The organism is Thermoanaerobacterium calidifontis, from assembly GCF_055381745.1.
In genome coordinates, this window is sequence record NZ_AP042436.1 from 1,266,173 (window position 1) to 1,278,403 (window position 12,231).

Annotated in this window: 16 protein-coding genes; all 16 read left to right on the forward strand. The window is 31.8% G+C overall.

The genetic code is table 11. The features are described 5' to 3' along the window. Positions 1-4 precede the first annotated feature (4 nt). Positions 5-931 carry a copper transporter gene (locus ACZ42G_RS06485; protein ID WP_464852033.1) on the forward strand — a complete coding sequence of 309 codons (927 nt, stop codon included), beginning with the start codon at positions 5-7 and terminating at the stop codon, positions 929-931. Next, the gene (locus ACZ42G_RS06490; protein ID WP_085111883.1) at positions 931-1,605 is read left to right on the forward strand and encodes a glycosyltransferase family 2 protein; all 675 of its coding nucleotides are present in this window, start codon (positions 931-933) and stop codon (positions 1,603-1,605) included. Before ACZ42G_RS06485 ends, ACZ42G_RS06490 begins: the two co-directional genes overlap by 1 nt. Positions 1,606-1,621: 16 nt before the next feature. After that, positions 1,622-2,419, forward strand: coding sequence for an MraY family glycosyltransferase (locus ACZ42G_RS06495; protein WP_464852035.1), 798 nt, complete (start codon positions 1,622-1,624; stop codon positions 2,417-2,419). A 2-nt stretch (positions 2,420-2,421) separates the two neighbouring features. Beyond that, positions 2,422-3,498, forward strand: a complete 1,077-nt coding sequence (locus tag ACZ42G_RS06500) for a DUF3866 family protein (RefSeq protein WP_464852036.1) — start codon at positions 2,422-2,424, stop codon at positions 3,496-3,498. Between the two features lie 172 nt (positions 3,499-3,670). After that, positions 3,671-4,195 (forward strand): NUDIX hydrolase, encoded by a 525-nt coding sequence (locus ACZ42G_RS06505; protein ID WP_085111886.1) that lies wholly within the window; start codon positions 3,671-3,673, stop codon positions 4,193-4,195. Positions 4,196-4,208: 13 nt separating this feature from the next. Continuing rightward, entirely contained in the window at positions 4,209-5,375 is a 1,167-nt protein-coding gene (locus tag ACZ42G_RS06510; RefSeq protein ID WP_464852037.1) for an endonuclease Q family protein, read from the forward strand. A gap of 68 nt (positions 5,376-5,443) precedes the next feature. Beyond that, the gene (gene spoIIM / locus ACZ42G_RS06515) at positions 5,444-6,070 is read left to right on the forward strand and encodes a stage II sporulation protein M (RefSeq protein WP_085111888.1); all 627 of its coding nucleotides are present in this window, start codon (positions 5,444-5,446) and stop codon (positions 6,068-6,070) included. Between the two features lie 66 nt (positions 6,071-6,136). Then, the gene (locus ACZ42G_RS06520; protein WP_085111889.1) at positions 6,137-7,003 is read left to right on the forward strand and encodes a site-specific tyrosine recombinase; all 867 of its coding nucleotides are present in this window, start codon (positions 6,137-6,139) and stop codon (positions 7,001-7,003) included. Positions 7,004-7,111: 108 nt separating this feature from the next. Then, positions 7,112-8,215 (forward strand): D-alanyl-D-alanine carboxypeptidase family protein, encoded by a 1,104-nt coding sequence (locus tag ACZ42G_RS06525; RefSeq protein WP_240495788.1) that lies wholly within the window; start codon positions 7,112-7,114, stop codon positions 8,213-8,215. Between the two features lie 97 nt (positions 8,216-8,312). Beyond that, entirely contained in the window at positions 8,313-8,657 is a 345-nt protein-coding gene (gene spoIIAA / locus ACZ42G_RS06530) for an anti-sigma F factor antagonist (RefSeq protein WP_085111891.1), read from the forward strand. Continuing rightward, entirely contained in the window at positions 8,658-9,089 is a 432-nt protein-coding gene (gene spoIIAB, locus ACZ42G_RS06535) for an anti-sigma F factor (RefSeq protein WP_013787983.1), read from the forward strand. It begins immediately after the preceding gene. Between the two features lie 9 nt (positions 9,090-9,098). Beyond that, positions 9,099-9,842 carry an RNA polymerase sporulation sigma factor SigF gene (sigF, locus tag ACZ42G_RS06540; RefSeq protein ID WP_085111892.1) on the forward strand — a complete coding sequence of 248 codons (744 nt, stop codon included), beginning with the start codon at positions 9,099-9,101 and terminating at the stop codon, positions 9,840-9,842. Positions 9,843-10,038: 196 nt separating this feature from the next. Then, positions 10,039-10,242, forward strand: coding sequence for a dodecin family protein (locus tag ACZ42G_RS06545; protein ID WP_014758761.1), 204 nt, complete (start codon positions 10,039-10,041; stop codon positions 10,240-10,242). 56 nt (positions 10,243-10,298) lie between these two features. Beyond that, positions 10,299-10,748, forward strand: coding sequence for a stage V sporulation protein AC (spoVAC, locus tag ACZ42G_RS06550; RefSeq protein ID WP_013787987.1), 450 nt, complete (start codon positions 10,299-10,301; stop codon positions 10,746-10,748). A gap of 5 nt (positions 10,749-10,753) precedes the next feature. Further along, positions 10,754-11,767 (forward strand): stage V sporulation protein AD, encoded by a 1,014-nt coding sequence (gene spoVAD, locus ACZ42G_RS06555; RefSeq protein WP_085111893.1) that lies wholly within the window; start codon positions 10,754-10,756, stop codon positions 11,765-11,767. 15 nt (positions 11,768-11,782) lie between these two features. Further along, positions 11,783-12,139 carry a stage V sporulation protein AE gene (spoVAE, locus tag ACZ42G_RS06560; protein ID WP_045408060.1) on the forward strand — a complete coding sequence of 119 codons (357 nt, stop codon included), beginning with the start codon at positions 11,783-11,785 and terminating at the stop codon, positions 12,137-12,139. Positions 12,140-12,231 lie beyond the last annotated feature (92 nt).

A 12,231-nucleotide genomic window follows, 5' to 3' on the forward strand; every position in this document is an offset into this window, starting at 1 on the left:
ATCTATGAACGTAAATATTAGATATTATGTATTGACGATAGCAGCAATTTTTATGGCATTGGGCATCGGAATATTTATAGGATTCATGTTGGATGGACAAAAAGTTTTTTCTGAACAGCAAGAAACGATCATAAATCAGCTAGAGCAAAAATTTAAAGATATCCAAACTGAAAATTCTAATTTAAAGGACAATGTACAAAGTTTAAATAAGCAACTTGACTATATGAACCAATACGGGAAAATTGTTTTCCCTGAGCTTGTAAAAGGACGCCTAAATGGTGTAAAAGTCGCAATAATTGAAACAAACAATGATTTTATCTATCCAGGTTTAAGAAATGCTTTGATGAAAGCAGGTGCAACAATATCATCTGTTACAATATTTAAAGATGATTTAAATAATTTAGATCAGTCAGAGAAAGATGATTTAATAACTAATTTGTCTAAATACGGCAATATTGACAGCAACCATCTCATCGAATCTTTATCTGAGAAACTGACTGAAGTTCTTGTTACTGGGCAAGATGGAGAATTGATAACTTATTTAAAAGATAAGGGGTACATTGATTTTACTGGTACACCTGGAAATACAGACTTTATCGTTTTAGCAGGTGGCAGCAATCTTAAAAATAACAATTTAAATATAGTAGATATCCCAATAATAAGGCAATCGAAAATTTTAAATGTGCCGATTGTCGGAGTTGAACAAAGCGATGTGAAGTATTCTTATATGGATGCGTATAGAAAACAACACTTGTCAACCGTTGATAACATAGATACGATTATAGGACAAACTTCATTGGTAATGGTGATGCAAGGCAAAGATGGCAATTATGGAATAAAAGCTGGAGATACAGCGATTATGCCCGATTCCTTTATAGAATATCAACAGAATCAAAATCAAAATAAGACAGATTCAAACGAGGTGAAATGATGGCTGTAAGTGTTTTGATACCGGCATACAATGAAGGCAAGAGAATCGTTGATACAATAAAGGGAATGGAGAATATAGAGGAAATTGATGAGATCATTGTTATAAATGATGGCTCTACAGATGACACAGCAGATAAAGCTAAAAAAGCAGGAGCAAAATTGGTGAACCTAAAAAATAATTCTGGTAAAGGAAGAGCCTTAAAAGAAGGCTTGAAATACGTTAAAAATGATGTTATCGCTTTTATTGACGCAGATGTAGGTTTGACTTCTCGAGAGGTAATCAAATTAATAAAACCTGTTTTAAATAATGATGCCGATGTTACTGTAGCCAGATTTCCTAAAGTCAATGTTAAATCAGGTTTTGGGTTTGTAAAGAAATTAGCAAAATACGGCGTAAAAATGCTTACTGGTCATGATTTTGATTCTACACTCTCTGGTCAAAGGGTTTTTAAAAAAGAAGTGCTTGACAAAATAAAAAAAATTTATGGTGGTTATGGTATAGAAGTTGGTATGACAATCGACATATTTAATTTAGGATATAAGATTAAAGAAGTAGATGTTGATATGACTCACTCTGTTACATTAAGAGATATCAAAGGTTTTATTCATAGAGGTAGACAGTTTTTCGATATACTTAAAGTTTTATTAATAAAAGCGATATTTAAGGACCGGTGATAAAGTGTCATTATTAATGATTTTTATCATATCTTTTTTGTTGATGATAGTGATTCAAAAATTTATAATTCAGATATTAGACAAAGATGTGTGCCTAAAGCCTAATTATAAAAATGTTTTGATTCCAGTATGTGGTGGAATAGCTTTTGTTCCAACTATTTTTATTGCAGCGATTATCTCAAAGTTTCTTGGGATTTCTGATGAAATGACGTCGATTTTTTTGGTTTCCATTGTATTGATGTCTTATGTAGGTTTAATCGACGATTTATTAGGTGATAGAAGTGTCAGAGGATTAAAAGGGCATATTAAATCACTTCTGAACATGAAATTGACAACAGGAGGTTTAAAAGCGGTAATAGGCGTTATAGTATCGTTTTATATAAGCATAAATATTAGCAATAGATTAGTTGATATAATAGTTAACACAATATTGATATCTTTATTTACTAATTTTTTGAATTTGCTTGATTTAAGACCAGGAAGAGCTTGCAAAGCGTTCTTTTTTATAGCCATAATTTTCTTATTAGCAGGCACTGGAAACTTTTTAATCTTACTAATTGTTTTGGGAGCTGTAATTGCCTTTATACCACAGGATCTAAAAGCAAAAATTATGTTAGGTGATACTGGTTCTAATATTCTTGGACTTACGTTAGGAATATCAAGTGTTTTATTGTTTAATTTCAATATACGACTAATTATCTTGGGATTTTTGATTTTAATTCATATTATTACTGAAAAATATTCATTGTCTAAAATAATAGAAAAAAATAAGTTTTTGAATTATTTAGACATGATTGGCAGAGGACGTGATTAGTTGTGATTTCAATTAAAAAAGGAATTGTAAAAAACATTATATCAGAAAAGGCTGATATATGCTTTGTAGAAATTGACGTAGAAGGAATTGTTTCAAAGGCAGTAAATTATAATAAGATTACAGGTACAATAAACGTGGATGATGTAGTTTATGTAAATCAAACGGCTAGAAACTTGCAATTGGGTACGGGTGGATATGACTTTGTCATATTGAATACAAGATACGATTCATTTGAATATAAAAACATAGGGCATATAATGAAAATGCGCTATTCTCCTATGCAAATTAATGTGCTTTCGGTAGAAGAACAAGATAGTCCGTACCATGATATTTTTAATAATTTTAAAGGGTTGAATGGCATGCCTGCGATAGTAGCTGAACTTCACAGCATGTTGGCTCCTACTGCAATAATATTAAAGAAATTAAAACCATCGGTTAAAATTTCATATATAATGACTGATTCTGCTTGTCTTCCTATATCTTTCAGCAATACTGTCCATTATTTAAAAAAAAATAATTTTATCGATACCACAATTACTATTGGCCATGCCTTTGGAGGGGATTTTGAGGCTGTTAATATTTATTCGGCATTGATATGTGCAAAGGAAGTAGCCAAAAGCGACGTTGCAATTGTAGCTATGGGGCCAGGCATAGTCGGGACAGGAACAAAATATGGATTTTCAGGCATCGATCAAGCTTCAATTATAGATGCAATAAACAAAATAAAGGGTAATCCTATATTGATACCTAGAATTAGTTTTAATGACGCAAGAGAAAGACACAACGGTATAAGCCATCATACTGTTACAGTAGCAGAACTTGTGAATAGCACATGCACTATTGCAGTCCCAAAACTGAAACATGAAAAAGAGATTCTTCTCAAAAAGCAATTGGAAAATAACGCATTTGATAAGATGAATAAATACTTTGTTGATGTTGAAAAATATAGAAAGCTATTGCACAATGTAAAAGATATTAAATTCACTACTATGGGAAGAGGACTTGATGAAGAAAGCGAGTTTTTCGATGCTTGTATTGCTGCAGCAGTTTATTGTTCGGATCTATTAATGGTTGATTAACTCATAAAACGTTTTGTACTTAGAAGAAAGTTCATTTAAAAGCTTTAAGAGTTCATAAAATTTACCCTTAAAATAAATTTTGTTTTCGCATATAATCATTACATTCATCTCCTTTGATGTTATCTTATGCAAGCTAAGTAAAAAATATACTAATCAGAAAGGATTGTATAAAATGGAGCTAACCGAAGTAACAAAGAGTTCAAATGTCATATTTTCGGGCAAGATAATAAACTTGAGAGTAGATGATGTTGTTTTGCCAAACGGAAAGATAACAACAAGAGAAATTGTTGAACATAATGGTGGTGTTTCAATATTAGCGATAAACAAAATCGGAAAAATAGTCATGGTTGAACAGTACAGAAAACCCGCAGAGAAGATGCTGTTGGAGATACCTGCAGGAAAATTAAATGTGGGAGAGGAGCCTATAGAGTGTGCAAAAAGAGAGCTAATGGAGGAAACAGGGTATATAGCGAAAGAGCTTAAACACTTGTTTTCATTTTATCCATCTCCTGGTTTTTCCACAGAAATTTTGCATCTATTTTTGGCAGATGATTTAGAAAAAGGCACATCAAATACAGATCCAGATGAATTTTTGAATGTTCATGAGTATACAGTCGATGAGATTAGGAATATGATGCAAAAAGGCTTGATTGAAGATGCAAAAACACTTATTGCGTTATTGTATTATATAAGGTGAAAAGGGGTTTAAGATGTACTATAATGCAGATTTACACGTTCACATAGGAAGGACTAGAAATGGCAGGCCTGTTAAGATCACCGCTTCACCAAATCTAACAGTCGAAAATATATTAAATAAATGTATTGAGAAAGGCATAGATATTGTAGGAATTGTTGATTGTGCTGCTCCAGAAATTTTAGATGAAATAGAGCAACTGCTTAAAACTGAATATGGATTGTATGAAGAACTTGAAGGTGGAGGAATTTTATTTAAGCAAAAGGTATTATTGCTGTTAGTAAGTGAAATAGAGGTAGGTGGTGAATTGCGTGGTTCACCGCATTTATTGTGTTTTTTGAAAGATATAAAATCGATGAGGAAGTTTTCTAAAGCCTTATCTAAACATATTAATAATGTAAATTTAAGTACACAAAGATGCAGTTTAAATAGCGTGGAAATATTGAAGATTGTAGAAGACTTAGATGGATTTGTTGTACCTGCTCACATATTTACGCCATATAAAAGTTATTATGGAAATACGACAGATAGATTAAATTATATATTTAATGAATATTTTGAAAATGTCAATGCGGTAGAACTTGGATTAAGCTCTGATACTTTTTTGGCAGATATGATAAGTGAATTAAGAGGTAAAACTTTTTTAAGCAATTCCGATGCTCATTCGCTACAAAAAATTGGCAGAGAATTTAACGTATTTGATTTGCCTAAACCTGATTTTACAAGCTTAAAAGCTGCATTAAAGTCCATGAAAGGAGTCATAAGAAATTATGGACTAAATCCTGCATTAGGCAAATATCATAGAACATTTTGTCTTGATTGCAATAAAGTTGCTAATGTAGATCCGCCAGCGTATAAGTGTGCTTATTGCAATAGCAAGAACATAGTATTTGGGGTTTTAGACAGAATATATGAGATAAAAGATCAAGAGATGCTACACCCGCCCTTTAGAGCTGAATATGTATATCAGATTCCATTGGAATTTTTGCCTGGCATCGGCCCAAAAACAATTAAGAAGCTTACGAGAGAAGTTGGAAGCGAAATATACGTCACACATGAAGCGCCTTTTGAACAATTAAAAAATTCAGTTGGCGAAAAAATAGCGAAAAATATCTTAGATGCAAGATATGGCAATCTAAAAATTGAAACAGGAGGCGGCGGTATCTACGGGAAAATAATTTGAGGTAGTCATAATGTCCTTCTCCATGGCATAAATTAAAATATAATTTGAGGCAGGAGGAGGACGTTGCCTTGAAATATTTAAAAGAAAAGACATCTAAACATATTCGAGACAATTCGATATTATATATCATAATTTTAATGTCATTTATGATTGGTATAGCATCTGGTTCTTTTACAATAAATACGTTAAATGATGTACAAAAAGAAAATATGATGAAATACATTAAAAATTTTTACGTAATAATTAGCCAGATGAAGATAGTTCCAATTGAAATATTTAAACAATCTGTTTTAAATAATTTTGAAACGACGTTTGTATTGTGGCTTCTTGGAGCAACAATTATTGGAATTCCATTTATATTTATTGTTATTGGCATAAGGGGATTTTTATTAGGTTTTTCAGTTGGTTTTCTGATAAACCAATTGAAATACAAAGGAATTCTCTTTACGTTGGTTGCTATATTGCCTCAGAATATTCTTGTTTTAATTTCATTATTTTTTATTTCAGCAACGGCTATCAATTTTTCGATGTATATATTAAAAAACCGAAGATTCAATATTAATGATTTATTTTCTCAATTTGTAACATATACTTTATTGGTTTATTTTGCATTTTCGCTGATGATAGTTAGCGGGGTGTTTGAAGCATATATTACACCTAAAATACTTTATTTTTTAAAAAATATTATACAATAAGCAAGAAGGAAAAATAAAAAATATGTTGAATATAAAAATATAACTAAAATAATAGGGGTAATGTAGATGGGAAGCATTGTACAAGCTTTTATTGACTTTTTGAAAAATGACAAAAAGCTAAGCGATAATACGATTGAATCTTATAAAAGAGATATAACGCAGTTTATGGGGTACTTAAAAGAAAACAATATCGAATATTATGATGTTAATAAAATAACAATTATTAGCTATTTAAATTTTTTAAAACATAAAAATATGTCACAATCCACTATTTCTCGTCATTTATCATCCATAAAATCTTTTTACCAGTACTTATTTATGAATAAGTTTATTGATAAAGAACCAGCGTATACTTTAGATGCACCGAAAATAGAGAAAAAGATTCCTCTAACATTGTCAGTGGAACAGGTTGACAAGCTTTTATCTCACGAATTTGAGAATAGTGAAAAAGGATTGAGAGATAAAGCGATATTAGAGGTCTTGTATGCAACCGGTCTAAAAGTATCAGAGCTGATATCTCTGCGTGTAAAAGATGTGAATCTTAATTATGGTTATATTTATTGCAAAAGTTCAAAAGAAAGATTTATACCAATTGGAGATTCAGCTTCAAATGCGCTTCAAAGCTACATCTCTGTAAGGAGAAAAATAGATCAGGATGAATTCCTGTTTTTAAATTTGAGAGGTGAACCGTTAACTCGCCAGGGATGCTGGAAAATCATTAAAGAATATACCAACATAGTAAATCCAGGATTTGACATAACACCAAGTATATTGAGAAAATCTTTTGCAAAGCACATGTTGGAAAATGGAGCTGACATAAGAAGCGTACAGGAAATTCTTGGATACAAATCTTTTAACCAAGGTGATTTGATTTCATTAATTTCAAAATCGAAAATAAAAGAAGTGTACAAAAGATCTCATCCAAGAGCTTAAAAATTTAGGAATAATAATCCCTCCATTAGAAAAAATAATTTTAAGAGGAGGGATAAAATGTTGAAAAAAACATTATTATTTACATTGATATTTGTGTTTGTATGTTCAATGTTGTTAGAAAATTTTGCATATGCTGATAATTTCAATCTCAAGTCAAAATCTGCAATTCTTATGGACGCTAATACAGGTAAAGTTCTATATGAAAAAAATAGCCATGAAGAGCTACCTCCTGCCAGTGTTACGAAAGTAATGACTATGCTTTTAGTTATGGAAGCATTGGATTCTGGTAAGATTAAGACTACTGACAAAGTTGTGACAAGTGAACATGCTTATGATATGGGTGGTACACAAATTTATTTAGAGGTTGGCGAAGAAATGACGGTAGATGATCTGTTGAAATCTGTCGCGATGAATTCTGCAAATGATGCCTCAGTCGCATTGGCTGAATATATTTCAGGTAGTGAGGAAAAATTTGTGGAAGAAATGAACAAAAGAGCTAAAGAGTTGGGTGCAAAAAATACAAATTTTAAGAATGCATCTGGCTTACCTGAAGATGGACACTATACTTCTGTTTATGATATGGCGCTAATATCCAGAGAGCTTGTTAAACATAAAAATGTATTTAAATATTTAACTGATAAAATTGATTCTGTTAGAAATGGTAAGTTTAGTTTAGCTAATACTAATAAGCTCCTTTGGAATTATCAAGGCGCAGATGGAATAAAGACAGGCTCTACTTCAGAAGCATTGTATTGTTTATCTGCAACTGCCAAAAGAGGTGATACAAGATTTATAGCAGTGGTATTTGGAGCACCAGATTCCGCTACTCGCTTCAAAGAAGCTTCAAAATTGTTAGATTATGGTTTTGCTAATTTTGAAACAAAAAAAGTTGTTGAAGCAGGCAAGGTATATGGTAATATAAAAGTTTTAAAAGGCCAACAAGATTACGTAAATGCTATTTCCCAAAATGATGAATATATTTTATTGAAAAAAGGTGAATCAAAAAATATAAAGCAAATAGTAAGCTTAAATAAATATGTTGATGCACCTGTGAAAGCAGGTTCAGAAATAGGAACAGTGAAAATATACGACGGTAATAATCTTATAAAGACAGTATCGTTAATAGCTGATAAAAGTGTTAAAAGAACAAATTTAATAAATACTTTTGAAAAAATCTATAAATCGTGGGTAAAAAATACTAAAAGCTTATAAGCTTTTAGTATTTTTTTAAAAATTTTCATAGAAAAAAATTACAAATAAGGAGGAAATTGAGCTATGATGTAGAATAATATATTATGGAGGGATGAATATGGGAATAAAATTTGTAGAAAAAAATGACACCTTAATAGTAAAGATAAAAGGGGAATTGGATCATCATACATCGGATATTTTTAAAGATGCTATAAATACTGAATACCAGAAAGGATTTAAAAATATCATATTGGATTTTGAAAAATTGAATTTTATGGATAGTTCCGGTATTGGAATGATTCTTGGAAGGTATAAAATGGCTAAAGATAATGATGGTAAATTGGCAATTGTAGGTGCTAATTCTCAACTTTTAAAAGTCATCGAGTTATCAGGAATTTTAAGGATAATAAATTGCTATGATACAATAGAAGAAGCTATTAAAAACATGCAAAGGGGGATATAAATGAGTTATTCAAATAAAATGGAATTGAAATTTTTAAGCAAGTCTCAGAATGAGTCTTTTGCACGGACCGTTATTGCTGCTTTTGCAGCTCAATTAGATCCAACTGTAGAGGAAATAGCAGATATCAAGACAGCAGTATCTGAAGCTGTTACAAATTCTATAATTCACGGTTATGAAGGTAAAATTGACTATATAATGTTAAAAGCAGAGATAGAAGGGAACAAGTTAACAGTCGAAGTTATTGACAATGGTGTTGGAATAGAGGACATTGAAAAAGCGATGGAACCTTTATATACTACAAAACCTGATGAAGATAGATCAGGAATGGGCTTTACTGTTATGCAGACTTTTATGGATGAATTGGTTGTTGAATCTGAAAAAGGAAAAGGTACTAAGGTTAGAATGACCAAATACATCAATTCAGGTAAATGAGGTGCTGCTATGATTGATAAAGATAATGAAAGGAATGAAGATGTAAATGAACTTATAAGAAAATCTAAAAATAATGACAAGTCTTCAATGGAGAAGTTGCTGAAAGAAAATAGCGGCCTTATTTGGAGTATAGTGAAGAAATTTTCTTACAGAGGATATGAGGCAGAAGATCTTTATCAGATTGGATGTATAGGATTTGTAAAAGCCATTAATAAGTTTGATGAATCTTATAATGTGAAATTATCCACGTATGCAGTACCAATCATAATAGGTGAGATAAAAAGGTTTTTGAGAGATGATGGACTTATTAAAGTTAGCCGATCATTAAAAGAATTGTCAAATAAAGCCTATTTTATGAAAGACAAATTGGAAAAGGAATTAAATAGAGAACCAACAATCCAAGAAATTGCTTCAAAGCTTAATGTTTCAGCAGAAGAAGTTGCGATGGCGTTTGAATCTACTGCCACTGCTGAATATTTATATGATAATTCTCAACACAATGAAGATGATAATTTGCTTTTGATAGAAAAAATAGGAATCGATGAACAAGAATATGAAATTGAAGATAAGTTGGCTTTAAGAATGGTTTTAAAAAATTTAAATTCTCGTGAAAGACAGATAATCGTTTTGCGGTATTTTAAAGATATGACGCAGACAGAAGTATCTAAAATCCTAGGCATATCTCAAGTACAAGTATCAAGAATTGAAAAGAAAGTTTTAAAAAAACTAAAAGAGCAATTACAAGAAGTGTAAAGTTATTTGCACTTCTTTTTGTATGAAAAAAACATATTGTCACATAATATTACTGTACCGAGGTGTTACAAATGAGAAAGCTTATTATATTTTTCTCAATAATTATATTTACTTTATCTGTTATTTACTTTTTAAAATATAGCACTAAAAAAATACCTGATAGTGCTGTACTTGTTTATTTAAAGGAGGAGTTAAAATGGCTGTAGTTAAAATTTTAAATGTCGTAGGAGATTCTACTAAAAGTTGGGACGATGCTATACAAAATGCGGTAGCAGAAGCAGCAAAAACTGTAAACAATATATCGGGAATAGAAGTATTAAATCAAACTGCTAACGTAAAAGACGGTAAAATTGTCGAATACAAAGCAAATATTCAAATAGCATTTAGAGTAGACAGATAAAAAGTGGGCAACCATAATAGGTGCCCACTATATATCGATTTTATGGAGGCATTAAAATGGAAAAGGATATAAAGAAACAGCAAGAATACAAGGATATTGCACAGAAATATGAGCCAAAGCCTACTCTTTTAAAAAATGTTTTATGGGCTTTTGTGGTAGGTGGATTAATATGTGATGTTGGCCAATTTTTTTTAAATTTGTTTATTAATCGAGGAATGACTGCCGAACAAGCCGGAACACCAGTTGCAATCATAATGGTTTTTTTAGGCTCATTTTTAACTGGAATTGGCATTTACGATGACATTGGACGATTTGCAGGAGCTGGTTCTGTTGTGCCGATAACTGGTTTTGCTAATTCTATTGTTTCACCAGCTATGGAATTTAAAAGAGAAGGATTTGTTTTTGGGGTGGCTTCCAGAATGTTTAACATAGCGGGTCCGGTTATAGTTTACGGAGTTGGTACCTCTATTATCGTAGGGCTTATATACTATTTTCTAAAAGGGTGATTACTATGGCAATAAAAAAAATGGGATCGCAAACCGTTAAATTTGCAAATCCACCTTCTATTATATCGTCTGGCACAATAGTTGGACCAAAAGAAGGACAAGGACCTTTAAAAGATTATTTTGATATGATTTTGACTGATGATACTTACGGTGAAAAAAGCTGGGAAAAAGCTGAATGCAAGATGTTTCAAGACTCTGTAAATTTAGCCCTTAAAAAAGCAAGTTTAAATATTTCAGACATTGATTATTTGATAGGTGGAGATCTTTTAAATCAAATAATTACTTCTAGTTTTGCTGCTAGACAATTTAATGTACCTACGTTTGGATTATATGGAGCTTGTTCCACAATGGCTGAAGGATTGTCTATAGCTTCTATGTTAATAGATGGAGGATTTGCAGATTATATTATTGTTACAACATCCAGTCATTTTTCTACTGCTGAAAGACAATACAGATTTCCATTAGAGCAAGGTGTCCAAAGGCCATTCACATCCCAGTGGACGGTTACAGGATCAGGTTCATCATTGTTGTCATCCAATGGCACAGGTCCATATATAACGCACGTTACAACAGGAAAAGTTGTTGATTTAGGAATGAAAGATGCAAACAATATGGGTGCTGCTATGGCCCCTGCTGCAGCAGATACAATTTTGACACATTTTAATGATACGGGTTTTACAATAAACGATTATGATTTAATAATAACTGGAGACATGGCAAGAGTTGGGAAAAGCATCCTGATGGAGTTGCTTAGTAAAGAAGGCATGAATATTGAAAATAAATACAAAGATTGTGGAATAGAAATATATGATGAATCGCAAGATGTACATTCCGGTGGAAGTGGAGCAGGATGTTCTGCAGTAGTTTTAAATGGTTGGCTGCTTCAGCAGATAAAAAGCGGAATTTACAATAGGGTTTTATTTATCGCTACAGGTGCCTTGCTATCGCCGACAAGCACACAACAAGGTGAGTCAATACCAGGTATAGCTCATGCAGTTACAATTTCAAATTACGTGTAGAGGAGGTTGATACAATTGGATTATTTACGTGCTTTTCTTGTAGGCGGAATAATTTGTGTGATTGCTCAAATATTAATGGATAAAACAAAGCTTACACCTGCAAGAATTTTAGTTTTGTATGTTACAGTAGGAGCTATATTAGGTGGTATAGGAATATACAAGAAAATAATAGATTTCGGAGGTGCTGGTGCAACTGTTCCGCTTCTTGGCTTTGGCAATTCTTTAGCGCAAGGTGCAATCAAAGCAGTAAAAAAAGATGGTATCACTGGTGCTTTTACAGGTGGACTGACGGCAACGGCAGGTGGTATCGCTGCAGCAATCTTTTTTGGCTATTTGTTTTCTATAATATTTAATCCTCGTACAAAAAAATGATATTTATAGAAAAGCATAATTCATGGGATTATGCTTATTTTTTTGTACAAATATGATATAATAATTAAAGCATATTAGCGAGAAAGAGGGAG